Origin of the sequence: Hafnia alvei, from assembly GCF_964063325.1 — a bacterium.
Classification (GTDB): domain Bacteria; phylum Pseudomonadota; class Gammaproteobacteria; order Enterobacterales; family Enterobacteriaceae; genus Hafnia; species Hafnia alvei_B.
Genome location: NZ_OZ061315.1, coordinates 1,542,819 through 1,562,426 on the forward strand (window position 1 = coordinate 1,542,819; position 19,608 = coordinate 1,562,426).

Below are 19,608 nucleotides of genomic sequence, written 5' to 3' on the forward strand. Positions count from 1 at the left end.
GTTTGGTTATATTGTTTTGTTTGTGATGTCATGAATATTCCTGTTTGTTTTATCCCTGTGATTATTGGCGTAGTGCCAATGATTCAGGGTATAGATGGGAAATAGGGCTATCCGCATTCTCTTTGGGAGGATTTAAGACCCGAAGGGAAGTGCGATGTACCTCCCCCAGCAAGGAGGAGGCAAAGAGGTGTTAGCCGCGCTTAACAAAAAGACGCGCCACTAAGCCTATTGGGCCGGTCATATACCAACCCTGCACACCGCGGCTACGACGATCGCGCCCTACGGACTGAGTTAAGCGGTCGAGGATAATCGCTAAAATCACGATACCAACCCCGCCGATAGAGGCCAGACCCATATCGAGTCGACCGATACCGCGCAATACCATCTGGCCTAAGCCACCCACCGCAATCATTGAGGCGATAACCACCATCGAGAGCGCTAGCATCAGAGTCTGGTTAACACCGGCCATAATGGTTGGCATTGCTAGCGGTAGCTGCACTTTAAATAGCATCTGGCGCGGACTTGAGCCAAAGGATTCAGCGGCCTCAATCAGATCAGCGGGAACCTGCTGAATCCCCAAGCTGGTTAAACGCACGATCGGCGGCAGCGCAAAGATAATGGTGACGACCACGCCAGGAACGTTACCGATACCAAACAGCATCACGATAGGCACCAAATAGACAAATGCCGGCGTGGTTTGCATGGCATCCAGTAACGGTCTAATCACGCGTGCAGCGCTTTTACTGCGTGCCAGCCAGATCCCTAAGGGCAAGCCGATGAGCATGCAGAAGAACAGCGATGTCAGTACCAGCGCCAGCGTGACCATCGCCTGCGACCAAGCGCCAATGGCACCGATGGCGATTAAGCCAATCAACGTTGCAGCTCCCATGCCAAGACCGGCACACTGCCATGCAATTAAGGCAAATACTAAAATCGCGATAGGCGCGGGCATGCCCAGCAAGATGTTTTGAAATCCGCTGAGGACGAAGTCCACTGGCATACGGATGCCTTGAAAAACAGGGCGACCGTGGCTGACCAACCAGTCGATGCCATGTGTGACCCATGTATCAAAGGGCACCCAAGTATGATGGAACGGATCCATCAGATTAAAATGCTCTGGCTCCGGTGCGGGTGCGCTGCTAAGCCAATCGCTGCCTTGAGCAGCATGGTTGCTTGCTGCATCAGTCGTGGCCGGTGATGAAGACCATGCGTCTGCGCCTTGCGACGCGGATGATGCGCTGGCGGCTGATTCTGCGGGTGCGGTTGCCCATGGATTACTCGTTGCGTCACTCATTGGCTAGGGCCCTCTTTGTCCAGTGCTTGTAGTAGCGTGCCTTTATTGATAATGCCGATAAAAATACCGTCAGCGGATGTCACCGGAACACCACAAGGTGATTGGGCAACCTGCGAAATTAATTCGTTGAGCGAGGTATCTGCATCAACGGCTTCGGGTGCTGACAGCAGGGCAGAATCTAAAGACTGGCCTTGAGAGAGCGCTTGTTTTAATGATTCAACAGAAACGATACCAATATATTTTTGGCCTCGTTCTACCACATAGCCATAATCATGATCTTCATCCTGCAATAATTTCAATGCAGCACGAGGCCCAAATCCTGGCGTTTTTCGGATCAATGAAAGATGTTTACGGCGAGCAATATCTTTCGCACTAAAGACCTGACTAATATCAACGCCTTTGAAGAAGGTCTTAACATAATCATTGGCCGGATTATTCAATATTTCTTCAGGCGTTCCCACCTGTATAACTTCACCGCCTTGCATAATGGCAATACGGTCGCCAATACGCATAGCTTCATCCAAATCATGTGAAATAAATACAATGGTTCTTTGTTGCTGAGACTGAAGTCTAATTAGCTCATCCTGCATTTCCGTACGAATTAAAGGGTCTAGTGCGGAGAACGCTTCATCCATTAATAAAATATCGGGATTAATTGCCATGGCGCGTGCTAAACCAACGCGCTGACGCATACCCCCAGATAATTCATCAGGATAAGAGTTGGCGTGATTTTCTAATCCAACCTGACGCAAGGCATCTAATGCTTTTTGATGGCGCTCAGCCTGAGGCACACCCGATAGTTCTAGCCCAAAGGCGGTATTATCGAGCACGTTCAAATGAGGCATAAGCGCAAATGATTGAAAAACCATACTGATTTTACTGCGGCGAATATTACGCAGCTTCTCTTCAGAGACCTGTGCAATATCTTCACCGTCAATCATGACTTGGCCACGGGTCGGTTTAATCAGACGATTGAGAAGGCGTACCATGGTGGACTTGCCGGAACCTGAGAGTCCCATGATGACAAATATCTCGCCTTCTTCAATGGCCAGACTGGCATTTTTAACGCCAACGGTCAGACCTGTTTTTGCAAATATTTGGTCTTTATGCAGACCTGATTCAATAAGTTTAAATGCGCGGTCGGGATGTTCCCCGAATATTTTGTAAAGGTTCTTAATTTCTATTTTAATAGTCATGCAATAATAGAGTGTCCTATATATAATGAGAAATAGTTCACAGATTATTTAAATCAAATAATCCAAATATTATGAGCGAAATCGTTTAATACCCTAACATAATGAGATGATGAGACAACCCCTAAATTCAGATTAATGCCGTAATTGGGGTTTACATAACCATAAATATTCGTTATGGTAAAATGCTGCTGCGCTTTCGACCTGATTTTAATTTCATCTAATTTTTAAGTTATTTGTGCTGTTAGCCCCCTTCAATGAAGCATAATTATTCCGCGAATATTCATAATCAAAATCATATTATTTGTTAAGAATGCTCCTAATATTCATTGGCTTTAATCTTTTTATGTAAACATTATTATTAGCTACGATTACCCGTGCATAGCAGAATATCAGGCTGATTTTTGATGATGAATATGAGAAAATAGACCTCTGTTTCTTTCTGTATCGAGTATCAATGGCGCTTTCTTCCGCAACTAAAAATCAAATTACTCAATGGTATAAAGCCCTTTCTGAGCATATCCCTGATTTTATCCCACGTCCTCAGCAGCGCACGATGATTGCGGAAGTCGCGAAAACGCTAGCCGGCGATGACGCTCGTCATTTGGCCATCGAAGCACCAACGGGTGTTGGTAAAACGCTGTCGTATCTGATCCCTGGGATTGCGGTTAGCCGCGATCAAGAGAAACCTCTGGTGGTGAGTACGGCCAACGTTGCCTTGCAGGATCAGATTTACAGCAAAGATCTTCCACTGCTGCGCAAGATTATCCCCGATTTAAAGTTTACCGCGGCTTTTGGCCGTGGCCGCTACATCTGTCCGCGTAATTTGGCCGCGATGGCGAGCGCTGAAGGCATGCAGGGCGATCTTAAACTGTTTATTGAAGATGATTTACAGCCCAGCAGCGCCGAAGAAAAAGCGCTATGTCAAAAAATCAGCAAGCAGCTTAGCGGCTATCGTTGGGATGGCCTGCGCGATCATCTTGATGAAAATATTGATGATGCACTGTGGGCGAAATTAAGCACTGACCGTGCTAACTGCTTGGCCCGCAACTGCATGTATTTTCGCGAATGCCCTTTCTTTATTGCTCGACGCGAAATTGAGAGCGCTGACGTGGTGGTTGCAAACCATGCGTTAGTCATGGCCGCGTTGGAGAATGAGTCGGTTCTCCCGAATGCCAAAGATTTGCTGCTGGTGCTAGATGAAGGTCATCATTTACCCGATGTGGCGCGGGATGCGTTAGAAATTGATGGCGAGATTACCGCTATTTTTGTTAACAGCCAGGTGGAAGGGATCGCGCGGCACATTGAGCAGTGCGGTGCGCAGTACAGCCCCAAAAACCGCCCGAAGCTGATGGATAGCGAGCGTTTAAAAGCCCATTGTGAAGAGATGCGGCAGTTAACCACGGATTTTGACCGCATGGCGACGTCACTACTTCCTGCGGGAAGCAGTGAGCCAAACTATCGTTTCGAAATGGGCGTATTGCCTGAACCGATGGTGGATATTGCCGTTCGTTTATATAAATTGACGGACGGGCTGCGCGGCTTGGCTGAATTCATGATGAATGATTTGCAGGAGAAAACTGGCAGCCACGATATTATGCGGTTGCACAAGGCTATTTTGCAGATGAGCCGTAGTTTCAGTTATTTAGAAGCGATGACGAAGCTGTGGCGTTTGGCGGCAATGGAGAAAGCGTCCAATGCGCCAATTTCGAAATGGCTAACGCGTGACGTTTTTGACAATGTGCAGCACATCTATATGCACTGCGTTGGGATCCGCGTCTGCGATCAGCTCGAGAAAATGCTCTGGCGAAAGATTCCTCATGCGATAGTCACTTCAGCTACGCTGCGATCCCTGAATAGTTTTAACCGGATCAGTGAGCTATCTGGATTAAATGAAAAAGCGGGAGATCGTTTTGTTGCTTTAGATTCCCCGTTTAACCACCCAGAGCAGGGACGTTTGGTGATCCCGCAAATGACACTTGAACCTGCGATGGCACAGGAGGCGGAGCATTTACGCCAAATGGCGCATTTTTTCCGTCATGAATGGGAAAGTGGAAAGCACACTGGCATGCTAGTGCTGTTTGCCAGTCAGAGAGCGATGCAAACGTTTCTCAGCTTCGTTCCTGCATTGCGCTTGGGATTGCTGGTTCAAGGCGATCAACCACGTTACCGCTTGGTTGAAGAGCATTGCCGCCGCGTACGTAAAGGTCAGCAAAGTGCTTTAGTTGGCTTACAGTCATTTGCTGAAGGGTTAGATCTCAAAGGGGAATTGCTCACCCAGGTGCACATCCACAAAGTTGCTTTCCCACCTATTGATAGCCCGGTGATCCTTACCGAAGGTGAATGGCTGAAAACGCTCAAGCGTTATCCGTTCGAAGTACAGAGCTTGCCCGGCGCGTCGTTCACCCTGATCCAACAGGTCGGACGCTTAATCCGAAGCCATGAATGTAAAGGTGAGATCATTATTTATGATCGACGCTTGCTGAGCAAAAGCTACGGTGCGCGTTTGCTGGGCGCATTGCCGGTATTTCCCATCGAACAACGCCCAATGCCGGAGGGCGACCTTCCCGCACTTCCTACGCCGAAGAGCGATAAAAAATCAGCCAGCGGCTCGCGCGGCAAGCGTGGCTCTCGCCGTCGCAGCTAAGGTTAGTGAGCAGCACAATTGTCAGGGCAAATAATGCCACGTACTATCCCTAGTATGATGTAAATGTAAATTGGATGAGTACGAGGTGTTGCCGTGGATTATGCACAAATTATTAAAGAAGTTGGGCGAGGGAAGAATCACGCGCGTGATATCAGTGCCGAACTGGCCGAAACGTTGTTTAGCGATATGCTGGCTGGGCGTATTCCAGAGCTGGAACTTGGCGGCATTCTGATTGCTTTGCGCATTAAAGGTGAGTCCGAGCAGGAGATGCTCGGCTTTTATCGTTCAATGCAGCAGCGTTCCGCCAGCCTCGAACTGCCTACCGGTATGCCAATGCCCATTGTGATCCCAAGCTATAACGGGGCACGTAAGCAAGCTAACTTGACGCCGTTATTAGCCATGCTGCTAGCAAGGGAAGGCGTTCCCGTTTTAGTGCATGGGGTTAGCCAAGATCCTAATCGGGTCACCAGCGCTGAAATATTCCAGGCGCTGGGTGTTGCACCAACATGTGATTTGCAAAACATCGATTGGAAAACCGGTAAGCCCGTTTTTATCGGCGTGGAACATTTAGCACCAGAAATGCATCAAGTTCTGTCATTACGATGGCGAATGGGCGTGCGTAACAGCGCGCATACATTGATTAAAATGATTAACCCTTTTGTCGGTGACGCTTTGCGCATTGCCAGCGTTTCCCACCCTGAATATATCCAGAGAATGGCGCGGCTATTCAACCAAACACTCTCGACTGCGCTGCTATTGCATGGAACGGAAGGGGAGGCGTATGCCAATCCTCTACGCTGCCCGCAGATGCATTTATGTCGTGAGGGGGAAATGAGTACGCTAGTGACGCGCGAAATGGGAGAGGGGGATAAGCCCGAATTAGCCGAGGCAAAAACAATAGAAGAAACCGTGCGCTGGACGAAACGTTATCTCTGTGGCGAGCTCCCAATTCCTCTGAGTATCAAGCTTCAGGTTGATGCTTGCTTGAATGTCGTCAGTGAGGGGAAAAAGGGCACAAGGAATTAACTTAAAGTCATTTTATTTATTTAGCCACACTAAACGTCTATTTATAGGCGTTTTTTTATGCGAATTTAATCGGGTGAAAATCTTGCGTACATAAATAAAACACTAAGAAAATTCTTTAAATCAGGATTTAATCCTTAAAGTATTATGGATTTAGGGTCTTTATTTGTTTTTTTGGTTCTCGCTAAGCTTATATTTTTATTTTTAAGATCTCTATTTAAGTTGTATCTATCAAAAAAGTTATCCAGTATCCTTTTCTGGACAATTCCATCGTACCCATATTCAACTGTGCATAACAAAGTGTGACTTGCTTGTAACATTATGACTATTATACATCATGAAAATAATGATGCTGTTTTAGACAGCTCAAACCGCAAATTCCAGCCTCCATTCCCACGTGATGATGAAATTGACCTGATTGAATGGTTACTTATTGCAATTAAATCATATAAAACAATTTTAATTATAACGTTCTGTTTTGGTTTATTCGGTTACGGGATTGCTAAAATTCTGCCTCAAAAGTGGACGAGTGATACTGTTATCGTTGCTCCGCAGAGTGAGGAACTGACATCTCTGGATGAATTGAAGCCGCAGCTGGCTATTCTGGGCATCGATTTTAGCGTGGGTGAAAAAGACCTGCTAAGCCTCTTTGTACGTGACTATGACTCTCAGATTTTGCGTCGAGAATATCTTGTTACAACAGATTATTATAAGCGACTCGTCGAGAAAGTGGCTCCTAACGACGAATTGACTAAACGTCAGATACTTGACAGCTTGGCGACCAAGTCTTTTGCCTCTTTCAGTAGCGATCTGAGTAAAACACCTGCGGATACGGCTTATTCTTACTACAAGTTGTCATTCACCGCTGATACCAGCGAAGATGCGCAGAAAACGTTGGCAGGCTATATCGCAGCCGTTAACGCCTCGGTAGAAAAGTTTATTGCCGGTAAGATCCAGCGTTTGATCGATATTAACCTGAGCAGTGAAGAAGCAAAATATGATATGGCGCTTGCTCGTTTAAAGAATGCGCAAGAAGTAAATATCAATCGTCTGGGGTATTCATTGTCGATTGCGGATGCGGCCGGTGTAAAACGCCCACTGTATAGCAATGGTACCGCGATTAAAGATGACCCTGATTTTTCTATTGCACTGGGTTCTGACGGTTTAAAACGTAAGCTAGAAATTGAGAAATCAATAACCGATCTGGCTCAGTTGAACTCCGGTTTGCAGGACAGCAAGATGATTATCAGCAAGCTGCGTGAACTGAAGTTAGCGGATATCAATTTCACCGCGTACAAATACATGATGAAACCTAATGAGCCGGTGAAAAAAGACAGCCCTAAAACGGCAATGATTGTGTTGCTGGCTCTTATTCTAGGTGTGATTACTTCAGTAGGTTTAGTCACGTTGCGTCATGTGATTAAAAACCGTAAGTAGTGAATGTGTTAATTTAGCATCTTAGTAGTTTGGTAGAAATATCAGCTATCAGAGATATAAAAAACGGGCCTTATGGCCCGTTTTTTGTTGGTCACTGTTGCTGAGTGCGGCCGATATCTATTGGGTACTACGACGTTTGCGTATGAACATCCACCCCAGCCCCAGAATCACGAACCAGAGCGGCGTCACCATCAGTGCTTGGCGTGTATCAGCTTGCAGCGTGAGCAGCACAATAACAAACGCAAAGAAGGCGAGACACACCCAACACATCAGCTTGCCAAAAGGCATCTTGTAGATTGATTTTGCATGCAGGTGAGGGCGCTGTTTACGGTAAACCATGTATGAGCACAGAATGATCGACCAAACAAACATGAACAAGATGGCTGACACCGTAGTGACCATCGTGAAAACGGTGACAACGTTAGGGATTAAATAGATAAGCACCACGCCGCCCAGCAGACAAACGCAGGAGAACGTTAGGCCAGATGATGGCACTGCGCGCTTAGATAGCAGCGCAAAGCGCTTAGGCGCTACGCCATCCTGCGCTAAGCCATAAAGCATGCGGCTAGTTGAAAAGACGCCGCTGTTGGCAGAAGAGGCCGCAGAGGTCAGCACCACAAAGTTAATGATGCTGGCAGCAGCAGGTAAACCGGCTAACACAAACAGCTCAACGAACGGGCTTTTATCCGGAACTACAGAGCCCCACGGCGTCACGGACATAATCATGATCAGCGCAAATACATAGAACATGATGATGCGGATAGGGATCGAGTTAATGGCGCGCGGCAATGATTTCTCAGGATCTTTCGTTTCTGCTGCAGTGGTTCCTACCAGCTCAATGCCAACAAAGGCAAATACCGCAATTTGGAAGCCCGCAAAGAAACCACTTAGGCCTTTCGGGAACCAGCCGCCATCGTTCCAGAGATTACTAAACGAAGCCACGCTGCCGGTTGGTGATTCGAAGTGCATTAACACCATGCCTAGCCCAATCAAAATCAATGCAACGATGGCGACGATTTTAATCATCGCAAACCAGAACTCCATTTCGCCGAACATTTTGACCGTCGCCAGATTCAGCCCTAGCAGTAAAAGCACCACGGCAAGCGAGGCGACCCAATCAGATAGCCCAGGGAACCAGAACTGTGCATAGGCCGTTATCGCGACGACGTCGGCTATGCCAGTGACAACCCAGCAGAACCAGTATGTCCAACCGGTAAAATATCCAGCCCACGGGCCAAGCAAATCAGCAGCAAAGTCGCTGAAGGATTTATATTCAAGATTGGATAAAAGTAGCTCGCCCATCGCGCGCATCACGAAGAACAGCATAAAGCCGATGATCATATAGACGAAAATGATCGAAGGGCCTGCAAGGCTGATTGTTTTGCCGGATCCCATAAAGAGGCCGGTACCGATGGCACCACCAATAGCAATGAGCTGAATATGCCGATTGGTGAGATTGCGCCGTAGATGCTCTTCCCCTTTTGCAGGGCTCGCGGCCTCAACTTTTACCTGCTCTACCATTATGTCTTCTTCCTTTTACCTGTCTGTAAGTTGCATGCCATTAGCTGATGTTTCGCAGTCTAAAAATTTAGGCATGTCGTTTTAGGCATAGGCTCTGATGGCCTTTATCTATGAGTGCATTGCGAAAGAGAACGACCGATTCGCAGAACATCCAAGATATTAGGGAAGAAAATCAGAATTGAATACAAATAGATTAACTTAATGTTAATTTTTTGTTTTTTTATAGATCTCGATCCACAGTGATTTGTGATGTATTTCAAGCTGAGCTGGATAAAACATCCGTCCGATCACAAAATTACCGAGAGAATCAGTTAACTTCAAAGAAGGATTACAGAATATTGTGAAGTCACCGATGAGGTGGATCTGATGGCTTGCAGGCATAAAAAAACGCAACCGAAGTCGCGTTTTATTTGGCATTTAGGACAATCAGGTGTTTGTGCGTCTGGATTAGCTATGCGCCGGGTTGGTCAATACTCGACGAGCTTCGCGATAACGGCCTTTCCAGTAACTGTCATTCAGGCTTGAAATGGTCACACCGCTGCTGGTGGAAGCATGAACGAATTGATCATTACCTAAATAGATACCGACGTGGCGCCCTGTTGAGCCTGCACGGAACAGCACTAAGTCACCGATACGCAGCTTAGTACGCTGAATTTGGCGGCCAGTATCTTGTTGTTCTGATGTAGAGCGAGGAAGGTCCAAACCAAATTGTTCACGGAAAGTACGTTGAACAAATGCTGAACAATCAATGCCACGCTTACTGTCGCCACCGAGGCGATAACGTACGCCTTTCCAGGTTGCGTACTGATCCATAATTTTGGATTTAATATCCACATTACGAACCATTGCTTCAAATTCATCCTGAGAAGCTTGAAGTAAAAGACCGTCTTTGTCTTTAACTGCATGCGTATCAGTTTGTGCGTATCTATCAGATGAAGAATGGTTTGCACTACATGCCGACAGAAGTACTGCGGCGGCGATAGCAGGTGCTAATCGCAAGATATATCTCAGAATCGGTTGAGACTTGACCATTGTAGAAGATTTTCCTTTTTGTCCTTAACGACGGAGTCGCTATCTATAAATGCCATTCAAGAGACTAATAATAGGATCCTCATGTGACAATGTTTACACATGAATTCTGTGCGGTGGAGCACATTTTTATCGCTATTATTCTCAAAAACTCAGAATCTATGCACAAACGTTGAAAGACTACCGGATCGAAATAGGTTTGGCGAGACTTTTTGCTCATTTTGAAGAATAAGAAGCTGTTGTAATAATATGTAATATTTAAAGATTATTAAAAAAGATGTGCGTGGGATGAAAAGGAAAAAAGAAAAGCTAGATGGTATAGGAATTATCTGAATGAGAACTTATGCAATCTCTTATTTATCCCCCTTAATCCCTTAGGCGAATTCAGGGGGATGCGATGGATTATTGCGGACGATGTTTGCCGGGCATATGCCGGTCCAACAAGTTCAATAAGGCATCTGATGCAGGCGTTAGTAGCCACCAGCTTAGGCCAACCAGTACGACGCTGAGAGAGCCGACGGCGATGTCACTGAACCAATGCGCGCCAATCATGATACGCGGCAGAATAAATATCACGAAGATCGCCAGCGCAATAATAAAAGAGCGAAGCGTAAAGTAACGCAGCATGAATACAGCAAAAATAATCAGCATCATGCCATGGTCGCCAGGGAAGCTATCGCTTGAACTGTCTTTGGTATTAATCCCAGTCAACTCGCCCACGCGATGAATGTGGGAAAAGTAGTTAGTTGGGCTCGCGCGTTTAACGGGAAGAATATGGCCTAACTGATTTAAGACCACCGCAGTCAGTAATATCACAATGCCCAAAATTAGCATCCGGCGCTTGCCGTAACCATCTTGTTTGATAAAAAACGAAAGATAGAGCAGCCCCATACTCAGTAACGCTATGGCGTCGAATGCTCGATTATTGGTATAGGCCACTAAATAGAGAAAGGCGCGGTTGGTGACTAGGTGATCGTTAAAAAAGAAAAAGATCGACGAGTCAATCGGGAACCAAAATCCATGATTTGGAGCCAAATACCAAGAAAAGAATAAAGCGATGCCTGCGAGATTACACAAAATAATCCACGGCAGATTACGACGAGTCATGTGCTAAGCCTAACCTGTAAAATAAAAATTTCTGTTTAAGACGTTGTTTTAATACGTGCTTTTAAGAGCGCACTTTGTAATGTGTTCCAGTCGGTTTCAGCGTCATGAATTAACTCAATGCGGCTGTCCAACGGCGTTGTCTGCTGTGTTTCAATATGGAAATCAGCGCCTTGTCGATTAACGATCAAGGTTCCCTCTGGGATCTGCAAGCTTCCTTTCACGCGAACAACCGGTGCGAGGCGCACCCATTCCAGCAAAGCGACGGTGTCGAAACAGGTCTCTGCGCTGAATACCCATCCGCAGCTAAAATAGCCTTGGCCCTGATTCAGCGAGCGACGCCAGTTTTGACCTTCAGGTAGGCGCAGTGCGGCAATGCCTGATGCGATTGTTTTACCGTGGTGATGGTGTTTAGCATTAGGTAGTTCGGCAATATTTTCACGTGCGCTGTCGAGTAATGCGACATCAAGTTGCCCATGCTGCGTCGATACCAAGCGGCGTTCTGAGCCTGCTTGCTGATACCAGTCGTCAAGTTTCTCACGATCGTTATCGCTATAGGTATCGTCCTTATTTGCCACAATGATATCCGCCGCGGCAAGCTGATCGCGGAAGTTCTCATTGCTGGTGTATTTGTCATCGCTAAGCTGGCGGGCATCAAGTACACAAAGCGTGGCTTTTAGCTCTAGCCAAGCTTGATAGTTGTCTGATGTCAGCAGGTTCAGTATTTGTTTCGGATGCCCGAGCCCGGTCGGCTCAATCAGCAAGCGATCGGGTTTGGCTTGCTGCAACAACATATTCAATCCAACCTGCATAGGAAGACCGTTAACGCAGCACATACATCCACCGGGGATCTCTTTTAACACGGCTCCTGTATCTGCCAGCAACGCACCATCAATGCCAATTTCACCAAATTCGTTTACCAAAACAGCCCATTTTTCATTTTCGGGTTTGTTTGCTAATAGGTGGCGCAACGTGGTGGTTTTGCCGCTACCCAAAAATCCGGTGATGAGATTTACTTTAGTCATTTAACGCCCCGATTTACCTGCTTTTCGACCAGAATATTACCATAATTACACATTATCTCAGGGAAGAGAAAGTGCTGCGACCTTAAACCAAAGTTAAACGAAAAGGAAAATGGCGCAAAAATATTCGCGTCCATTACCAACTTTTAACCTGCCAGTTTAGCGTTATTAAACGCTAATAATTTTCTCTATCGTATTGTTACCTGCTGTATATCGCTTGAACGACATTTTTTCTTAAGGTTTGCTGTTTTGGTGCCGTTGTGTTTTTCACAGGCTGCTACCTTTAAAACACGGTCTAGGCAAAGGATTTGCATGGATTGATGTATTTACCGGCTAGCGTGTATTTGTGTGAAAATTCAAGAGGTGACCATGAATAAGGTTTGGTTATCAATGCTTTTCGCTGTCGGCTTGGGATTGCCTTTTTTAGCAGGATTGATGCCTGAAGCTCAGGCTGGAAATGTAGGCGTTATTCGTTTTATTGGCTCGATTGTCGAAGATGCTTGTATCGTCGGCGTTGATAATCGTCGTATAAAAACCCGCTGTGACAACGGTGGCCGAACTGCAACGGTCAGTCGCCCAATTAGCCAAATAGGTACGTCTCCCGTCGATCTCCCTATTTCAGTGGGAACCAGTCAATTAAATTGGATTAATTCCAAACATACTGTAGGTGTGTTAACAATTAATTATCATTAGCTTCCTTTCTTAATTTTTTTCTCAATACTGTCGACGTTGGTGGGTTCACATGGGGTTTGGATTATGGTTATCCAGGCCCTGTTATTGATGTATTCTGCCAAGGTCATTTTTCTGCTGTGATATAATCAGACCAAATTAGGCAAGTGCTCCTATCATTTGGGGATTTGGTCTGGCCAATCGTTAGGTTAGGCGATATTCACCCACGTTATCGGTATAAAAGGTAGCAATATGAGATTGTATCAAGAAGTGGGCAATACTCTGCGTGAGCTCATCGCGCAAGGTGAGTATCCAATTGGCGAGCGTTTACCCCCTGAGCGTGATATTGCGGAACAATTTAGCGTGAGCCGCAGCGTTGTTCGTGAAGCGCTCATCATGCTCGAACTGGAAAAGCTGATTGATGTTCGTAAAGGTTCTGGTGTGTATGTTGTTGCTTTGCCGCAAAGTCAGCTACGTGCAGCGGTGACCGATCTTGACGAAAATACCTATGGTCCTTTTGAATTACTTCAGGCAAGGCAACTGTTGGAAAGTGAGATTGCGGCGTTTGCAGCCGTTCAGGCAACCAAAGCTGACATCATGAAGATGCGGAAAGCCATTGAGCAAGAGCGTCAGTCATTGTCATTAGGCACCATCGATGAAAGCGCTGATGAACTCTTCCACTGCCTGCTTGCGCAATCTACGCAAAACAGCGTGTTGGCCAGCATGGTTCACGACGCTTGGCAGGCGAGAAAACATAATCCCATGTGGAGTGGGCTGCACGTGCATACCAGTGACTTCAGCTATCGTTGGAACTGGTTAGACGATCACCAAAAAATTCTGCATGCCGTTTTACGCCGTGATGCCAAATCTGCGAAACAGACGATGTGGCAGCATTTGGAAAACGTAAAAACTAAGCTGTTGGAAATCTCCGACCCTGAAGATCCAAGTTTCGATGGTTTTTTATTTGAATCAACGCCGGTGTTACAGAGCGAGTAGGGATTATACTTTTATGAGTGAATGACTACGTTAATTGAACGCTAGCAGTAGCAGTTCGCCGTGGGGTTCTTTGCCTAAGCTTGTGCGGTAAGTTCCTAATATTGCGCAATAGATTAGCTATTTATGGCCGTTATTCGACATAATAAAAATAATACCCGTCGTGAATTGCCGGTAACTGATATATGACACAACTTTTCCGCACCGCGAGTTTCCGTCCTGTAGCAAGACTTATCGTCTCTCTACTGGTCGTTATTTTAATTCTTATTATCGCCGTATTGACTATTTCATGGCAGATCTCGCGTGGAATGGAGCGTGATATTGAGCAGCGCTTGCAGCGAGCTATATCGCAATTTGATGCGACACTACAAAATGCGGAAACCGCTGCTAATGCAATACATGATTATTTAGGTAAGAGCTGTAGTCCTGAAACGCAGGATGCTTTGCGTTATCAGGTTACCGTTGTTCCAGATATCCGTACTGTTAATCTGGCTACGGGTGATAATGTTTACTGCTCATCCTTGGCGGGGAAATATTCTACCGGAGTTAGCACCAGTAAATACGTCAATGGGATGCTGTTGATGCTGAACGGTAATCCGGTAACGCCCAACCGTTCGCTTATTGCATTTCGTAAATCCTACGGTGAGCACAGCGTTTTGGTGGGTATTGATGGATATTATCTAAAGAATGTTTTGGAATTATTGCAGATACCAACGGAAATTCACTTATTGGTTGGCACCAGCCGGATGGACAGCTCAGGCCATGTATCTGATGATAAAATCAAACCTCACGGCACCCGCTATACTCAGAAATCCACCCGCTTTCCTTACTCTGTTGAGACCGAAATTCCCACTAGCACCCATTGGGAGTACGTTTGGGAGTACTCTTCAGGCAGCATTATTTTATTTCCACTCTTAGCCATCTTGTTGGGTTTCGTCACCTATCGCACACTGGGGCGGGTGAATTCTCCTTTATCCGAGCTGAAAAGTGGCTTGAGAAACCATGAGTTTATTCCGTTTATACAGCCCGTTGTAAGCGGTCATACCAATGATCTTACCGGATGTGAAGTGCTGATGCGCTGGCGTCATCCGCAGATGGGGATGATTGCACCTAACCAGTTTATTCCTTTAGCTGAAGAGTCTGGGCTGATCGTACCAATGACTCAGGATTTAATGGCGCAGGTGAGAGACTATTTTGCACCGCTGGCTGAGCGTCTTCCCTATAATTTCCATTTCGGAATCAATATTAGCGCGAGCCATTTTAAGGATCTCAGTCTGGTTGAAGACTGTCGCCAATTTCTTGCCGCCTTTGAAGGCTACAAAATTCAGATGGTATTAGAGCTGACCGAGCGCCAGTTGATTGTACCAAGTGAGATGACACACCGCATATTCCATGAGTTACATGAGCTTGGCGTGTTCATTGCGCTAGACGACTTTGGCACTGGCCACTCTAGCTTGGCTTATCTGCGTGAATTTCATATTGATATTCTTAAAATTGACCAGAGTTTTATCCGCATGATTGGGTCTGATGCGCTATCAGGGCATATTGTAGATAACGTGATTGATTTAGCTAAACGTCTGCAAATGGTGACGGTAGCGGAAGGGGTGGAAACGCCGGAGCAGGCGGAGCATCTTAAGCAATATAATATTGATTTTTTGCAGGGGTATTTGTTCGGACGCCCGGAAGATCTCAAAGTCTTTAGCGATAAATGGTTGTTATAGAAGGCCTTAATATATCGGTAGTGTTATAAGACGAAATTTATGAAATTGGCTATCCCGCGCGGGATAGCCAATTGACGTGAATTATTTAACCAGTGCTGCGCAAGTTTGAGCCGCGCCATTTTTCACTAAAGATAAATAAGCATTCGTTACCGCCTCTACAAACGCAGTTTGTTTTGGTAGCTCATCACCAAATACCGCTTTGATACCCAGCAATGCTTGAACGCGAGCTTCGCCTTCTTGGCTTTCAGCAACCACCGTCTTTAATGTTTCCACCATCGGATCACGAATATCAATGTTTTGCTGATGATCGTCTACGCCGCCAACATAACGCATCCAACCCGCTACACCCAGCGCCAAACATGGGAAAGCGCTATCGTGGGCAAGGTGCCAGCGAATGGAGTCCAGCATACGCTGAGGCAGTTTCTGGGTGCCATCCATCGCAATTTGCCAAGTGCGATGTTTGAGCGATGGATTACTGTAGCGCTCGATCAGACGGTCGGCATACTGAGCTAAATCAACGCCGGTTACGCGCAGCGTCGGAGCCTGTTCTTGCAGCATTAAACGGTGTGCCGCGATGCGATAGGCCTGATCTTCCATGCAATCATTTATGTGCTGATAGCCAGCCAGATATCCCAGATACGCGAGGAATGAATGGCTGCCGTTCAGCATACGCAGCTTCATTTCTTCGTAGGGCAGAACGTCACTCACCAGCTCTGCGCCGGCAATTTCCCACTGCGGGCGACCCGCGACAAAATTATCTTCTACAACCCACTGAATGAAAGGTTCGCAGGCAATCCCGCAAGGATCTTCAACGCCAACGGCCTGAGCGACCTCAGCCAGTGTTTCTTCCGTGGCCGCCGGCACAATGCGGTCAACCATGGTGCTTGGGAAGGTGACGTTGGATTCAATCCATGCGGCCAGATTTTCATCACGTGCTTTGGCTAACCCGAGAACTGCATTTTTAACCACGTGACCGTTTTCTGGGATGTTGTCGCAAGATAAAACGGTAAACGGCGCAAGATTGCGTTCGTGGCGTAAACGCAAGGCCTCAACAATCACGCCAGGTGCCGACGTTGGCGCCTGCGGAGCCGCTAAATCACGTTGGATCAGGGCGTTATTGAGATCCAGTTTTCCGCTGCCAGGTTCAATGCAGTAACCTTTTTCGGTGACGGTCAATGACACAATCGCGACCTGTGGCTCCGCCATTTTCTCGATAACGGCCTGAATGCCGTCGATTTCCGAGTGCAGCGACTCGTGCACAGAACCAACAACTACGGCCTGATTATGTTCAGCGCCTTTTTCCAGCACGGTGTACAGATGATTTTGCTCACGCAGCTGTTCAATCAGTTTTTCGCCGCCGAACAGGTTAACTTCGCAATAACCCCAATCTCCACCTTGCTGATTCAGCACTCGGTCAGTAAGCAATGCCTGATGGGCGCGATGAAAAGCACCAAAACCGAGGTGAACGATACGGCTTTTTAAGAGGCTACGGTCATAAGTGGGCTGTTTTACACCGTCTGGCAAAGAATGGTTGGCTAGGTTTTTCATGCTGAACTCCATTGAGAAGATGAACGTGGCAGACGGGCAAAGGTCTGTCAGCATCAGAACGGTAAAGCAAAAGATGTTAGACCACTTTGTCTCGCCTAGGCGCAGTGAGATGTTTCGACATAAAAGTGAGTTTATGCCCTGAGTATTGAGGCGGTCTGACATCTTCTAAGATCGCTAAAGTGGCTTGCAGTCTAAAGTCATATGACAGAAAATGAAATTGGTTAGTCCAAAATTCTGAAATATTCGTGAAGTGGATCAACCAATAGTGGATTGGGTTTTGACAGAAAACCAGCAAAGAGTAAGGTAAAAGCTAAATGATATCTGTGGTATTTGGTATAACAGCTTGAGCTTTTGACTCACTATTTTGTTGAGATTATCGAGAAATAGCTGCCAAACCGGTCACAGGATAATTCCCTTAATCATGATAATTCGTATTTTCACCCGCAGAAGGTAGAGACAGATGGAACAAACTTGGCGTTGGTATGGCCCGAACGATCCGGTTTCTTTGGATGATATTCGTCAGGCAGGAGCAACCGGTGTTGTCACCGCGTTGCACCATATTCCTAACGGAGAAGTTTGGACAGTTGAAGAAATTGAGAAGCGTAAGGCTATTTTGGCGGCAAAAGGGCTGACATGGTCCGTGGTTGAAAGCGTTCCGGTTCACGAAGAGATCAAAACGCACACCGGCAACTATCAACAGCACATCGACAACTACAAACTGTCTCTGCAAAATCTCGCGGCCTGTGGCATTGATACCGTTTGCTACAACTTTATGCCCGTTCTGGATTGGACGCGTACCGATCTTGAATACGAATTGCCAGATGGTTCTAAAGCGCTGCGCTTCGACCAAATTGCGTTTGCGGCGTTTGAACTGCATATTTTAAAACGCCCAAATGCAGAAGCGGATTACACGGCAGAAGAACAGACTCAGGCTAAAGCCTATTTTGATGCCATGAGCGCAGCCGATATTGCTAAGTTAACTGGCAATATCATTGCGGGGTTACCCGGTGCGGAAGAGGGCTACACGCTGGATCAATTCCGCGCTCGTTTAGCCGAGTACGACGGTATTGATAAGGCTAAGCTGCGCGAGCACATGGGTTACTTCTTGAAAGAGATCGTGCCCGTTGCCGAAGCGTGCGGCTTGAAGCTGGCGGTTCATCCAGATGATCCACCGCGTCCAATTCTGGGCCTGCCACGCATTGTTTCCACTATTGAAGATATGCAATGGCTGAAAGAAACCGTTGATAGCATCTACAACGGCTTCACCATGTGCACCGGTTCATACGGCGTTCGTGGCGATAACGATCTGGTTAAGATGATTGAAACCTTCGGCGATCGTATTCATTTCACGCACTTACGTTCGACCTGCCGTGAACAGAATCCGAAAACCTTCCATGAAGGTGCGCATTTGCAGGGCGATGTCGATATGTATTCCGTGGTGAAAGCGATTCTGACCGAAGAGCAACGTCGCCAGAAAGCAGGGGATATGCGTCCAATTCCTATGCGTCCCGATCATGGTCACCAGATGCTGGACGATCTGAAGAAGAAAACGAATCCAGGCTATTCTGCGATTGGCCGTTTGAAAGGTTTGGCGGAAGTACGCGGGGTTGAACTTGCGCTTAAGCGTGCGCTGTTCCCTGAAATGAAATAATTATCTTGTAATGTATTGCTGAAGATAAATTGCTGATGATAAAAAAAGGGACGCCATCGCGTCCCTTTTTGCTGCTTGCTGTGCAGAACCGTAATCAGTCAGCACGGCCCATAAAGCGACGTTCTTCAATATGGATGCGAATTTTTTCACCGCTGCTCAGATATTCAGGAACCTGAATCGTTAGACCGGTGCTCATTACCGCTGGCTTAGTACGTGCGCTGGCAGAACCGCCTTTGATGCTTGGGCTGGTTTCAACGATTTCCATATCAACGGTCTGTGGCAGCTCGAGTGCCAACACCTGGCCATCCATGGTTAATACCTGAATGCCTGGCATTCCACCTTCAGGAATAAACAGCAGTTCTTCTTCGATCTGATCTTTTTTGAAGGTATATGGCGTGTAGTCTTCGTTGTCCATAAAGACGTATTCATCACCGTCAATATACGAGAAGTTGACCTGACGACGGCTCAGAGAGATCTCTTCCAGAATGTCATCGCCCTTAAAACGTTCTTCAACTTTCAGACCGGTACGGATATCTGAGAAACGCATTTTGTACAGCGTGCTCGCGCCACGAGCGCTTGGGCTTTGTACATCGATATCGCGAACCAGCAGCAGTTTGCCGTTTAAAGTGACCGCCATACCGCGTTTAATTTCGTTAGCTCTTGGCATAAAAAAACCTTGTTAATGAGTTTGCAAATTCAGTCTTTAGCGTGTGGCGACACGTTACCCGCGCGGCGTTTTCTAGGCAAGAGGGGAAG

15 protein-coding genes are annotated in these 19,608 nt (G+C 46.6%); 7 read left to right on the plus strand and 8 right to left on the minus strand.

The features are described 5' to 3' along the window. Nucleotides 1–190: 190 nt before the first annotated feature. Both proW and proV read right to left on the minus strand, forming a co-directional pair. Nucleotides 191–1,294 (minus strand): glycine betaine/L-proline ABC transporter permease ProW, encoded by a 1,104-nt coding sequence (proW, locus tag AB3Y96_RS07345; RefSeq protein WP_367298839.1) that lies wholly within the window; start codon nucleotides 1,292–1,294, stop codon nucleotides 191–193. Then, nucleotides 1,291–2,490: a glycine betaine/L-proline ABC transporter ATP-binding protein ProV gene (gene proV / locus AB3Y96_RS07350; RefSeq protein ID WP_072309245.1), complete on the minus strand. Its 1,200-nt coding sequence runs from the start codon at nucleotides 2,488–2,490 to the stop codon at nucleotides 1,291–1,293. The genes proW and proV overlap by 4 nt, the downstream gene beginning before the upstream one ends. A gap of 454 nt (nucleotides 2,491–2,944) precedes the next feature. Here proV and dinG point away from each other — a divergent pair, with 454 nt between their 5' ends. The 3 genes from dinG to wzz(fepE) all read left to right on the plus strand — a co-directional run bounded on the left by dinG (nucleotide 2,945) and on the right by wzz(fepE) (nucleotide 7,594). Next, entirely contained in the window at nucleotides 2,945–5,134 is a 2,190-nt protein-coding gene (gene dinG, locus AB3Y96_RS07355) for an ATP-dependent DNA helicase DinG (RefSeq protein ID WP_367298840.1), read from the plus strand. Nucleotides 5,135–5,227: 93 nt separating this feature from the next. Continuing rightward, nucleotides 5,228–6,160 carry a DNA-binding protein YbiB gene (gene ybiB, locus AB3Y96_RS07360; RefSeq protein ID WP_367298841.1) on the plus strand — a complete coding sequence of 311 codons (933 nt, stop codon included), beginning with the start codon at nucleotides 5,228–5,230 and terminating at the stop codon, nucleotides 6,158–6,160. A gap of 318 nt (nucleotides 6,161–6,478) precedes the next feature. Continuing rightward, nucleotides 6,479–7,594, plus strand: coding sequence for an LPS O-antigen length regulator Wzz(fepE) (gene wzz(fepE) / locus AB3Y96_RS07365; protein ID WP_072309248.1), 1,116 nt, complete (start codon nucleotides 6,479–6,481; stop codon nucleotides 7,592–7,594). A 117-nt stretch (nucleotides 7,595–7,711) separates the two neighbouring features. On the opposite strand, the gene cycA is transcribed toward wzz(fepE), so the two are convergent. From cycA to AB3Y96_RS07385, 4 genes are all read right to left on the minus strand, one after another. Next, entirely contained in the window at nucleotides 7,712–9,115 is a 1,404-nt protein-coding gene (gene cycA / locus AB3Y96_RS07370; RefSeq protein ID WP_072309249.1) for a D-serine/D-alanine/glycine transporter, read from the minus strand. 447 nt (nucleotides 9,116–9,562) lie between these two features. Beyond that, nucleotides 9,563–10,147: a bifunctional murein DD-endopeptidase/murein LD-carboxypeptidase gene (gene mepS / locus AB3Y96_RS07375; protein WP_004096016.1), complete on the minus strand. Its 585-nt coding sequence runs from the start codon at nucleotides 10,145–10,147 to the stop codon at nucleotides 9,563–9,565. A 399-nt stretch (nucleotides 10,148–10,546) separates the two neighbouring features. After that, entirely contained in the window at nucleotides 10,547–11,251 is a 705-nt protein-coding gene (locus AB3Y96_RS07380) for a phosphatase PAP2 family protein (protein ID WP_367298842.1), read from the minus strand. Between the two features lie 35 nt (nucleotides 11,252–11,286). Next, nucleotides 11,287–12,273: a GTP-binding protein gene (locus AB3Y96_RS07385; protein ID WP_367298843.1), complete on the minus strand. Its 987-nt coding sequence runs from the start codon at nucleotides 12,271–12,273 to the stop codon at nucleotides 11,287–11,289. Nucleotides 12,274–12,639: 366 nt separating this feature from the next. Between AB3Y96_RS07385 and AB3Y96_RS07390 the strand changes: the two genes are divergently transcribed. From AB3Y96_RS07390 to AB3Y96_RS07400, 3 genes are all read left to right on the plus strand, one after another. Next, nucleotides 12,640–12,963: a hypothetical protein gene (locus AB3Y96_RS07390; protein ID WP_072309252.1), complete on the plus strand. Its 324-nt coding sequence runs from the start codon at nucleotides 12,640–12,642 to the stop codon at nucleotides 12,961–12,963. A gap of 228 nt (nucleotides 12,964–13,191) precedes the next feature. Continuing rightward, nucleotides 13,192–13,935, plus strand: a complete 744-nt coding sequence (locus AB3Y96_RS07395; protein ID WP_367298844.1) for a GntR family transcriptional regulator — start codon at nucleotides 13,192–13,194, stop codon at nucleotides 13,933–13,935. A 182-nt stretch (nucleotides 13,936–14,117) separates the two neighbouring features. Then, entirely contained in the window at nucleotides 14,118–15,653 is a 1,536-nt protein-coding gene (locus AB3Y96_RS07400; protein WP_072309254.1) for a cyclic diguanylate phosphodiesterase, read from the plus strand. An 81-nt stretch (nucleotides 15,654–15,734) separates the two neighbouring features. On the opposite strand, the gene AB3Y96_RS07405 is transcribed toward AB3Y96_RS07400, so the two are convergent. Beyond that, a complete protein-coding gene (locus AB3Y96_RS07405; RefSeq protein ID WP_367298845.1) occupies nucleotides 15,735–17,201 on the minus strand; it encodes a mannitol dehydrogenase family protein in 1,467 nt (488 codons plus the stop codon). A gap of 460 nt (nucleotides 17,202–17,661) precedes the next feature. On the opposite strand from AB3Y96_RS07405, the gene uxuA reads away from it, so the two are divergent. Beyond that, nucleotides 17,662–18,852 carry a mannonate dehydratase gene (gene uxuA, locus AB3Y96_RS07410; RefSeq protein WP_367298846.1) on the plus strand — a complete coding sequence of 397 codons (1,191 nt, stop codon included), beginning with the start codon at nucleotides 17,662–17,664 and terminating at the stop codon, nucleotides 18,850–18,852. Nucleotides 18,853–18,946: 94 nt separating this feature from the next. Here uxuA and yeiP read toward each other — a convergent pair whose 3' ends face one another. After that, on the minus strand, nucleotides 18,947–19,519 hold the full coding sequence (gene yeiP / locus AB3Y96_RS07415; protein WP_004096007.1) for an elongation factor P-like protein YeiP: 573 nt from the start codon (nucleotides 19,517–19,519) through the stop codon (nucleotides 18,947–18,949). Nucleotides 19,520–19,608: the final 89 nt, after the last annotated feature.

Bases quoted from the DNA above. Each gene is read 5' to 3' on its own strand.
- proW (WP_367298839.1), bottom strand. From the start codon at position 1,294: ATGAGTGACGCAACGAGTAATCCATGGGCAACCGCACCCGCAGAATCA.
- proV (WP_072309245.1), bottom strand. From the start codon at position 2,490: ATGACTATTAAAATAGAAATTAAGAACCTTTACAAAATATTCGGGGAA.
- dinG (WP_367298840.1), top strand. From the start codon at position 2,945: ATGGCGCTTTCTTCCGCAACTAAAAATCAAATTACTCAATGGTATAAA.
- cycA (WP_072309249.1), bottom strand. From the start codon at position 9,115: ATGGTAGAGCAGGTAAAAGTTGAGGCCGCGAGCCCTGCAAAAGGGGAA.
- mepS (WP_004096016.1), bottom strand. From the start codon at position 10,147: ATGGTCAAGTCTCAACCGATTCTGAGATATATCTTGCGATTAGCACCT.
- AB3Y96_RS07380 (WP_367298842.1), bottom strand. From the start codon at position 11,251: ATGACTCGTCGTAATCTGCCGTGGATTATTTTGTGTAATCTCGCAGGC.
- AB3Y96_RS07385 (WP_367298843.1), bottom strand. From the start codon at position 12,273: ATGACTAAAGTAAATCTCATCACCGGATTTTTGGGTAGCGGCAAAACC.
- AB3Y96_RS07390 (WP_072309252.1), top strand. From the start codon at position 12,640: ATGAATAAGGTTTGGTTATCAATGCTTTTCGCTGTCGGCTTGGGATTG.
- AB3Y96_RS07395 (WP_367298844.1), top strand. From the start codon at position 13,192: ATGAGATTGTATCAAGAAGTGGGCAATACTCTGCGTGAGCTCATCGCG.
- AB3Y96_RS07400 (WP_072309254.1), top strand. From the start codon at position 14,118: ATGACACAACTTTTCCGCACCGCGAGTTTCCGTCCTGTAGCAAGACTT.
- AB3Y96_RS07405 (WP_367298845.1), bottom strand. From the start codon at position 17,201: ATGAAAAACCTAGCCAACCATTCTTTGCCAGACGGTGTAAAACAGCCC.
- uxuA (WP_367298846.1), top strand. From the start codon at position 17,662: ATGGAACAAACTTGGCGTTGGTATGGCCCGAACGATCCGGTTTCTTTG.
- yeiP (WP_004096007.1), bottom strand. From the start codon at position 19,519: ATGCCAAGAGCTAACGAAATTAAACGCGGTATGGCGGTCACTTTAAAC.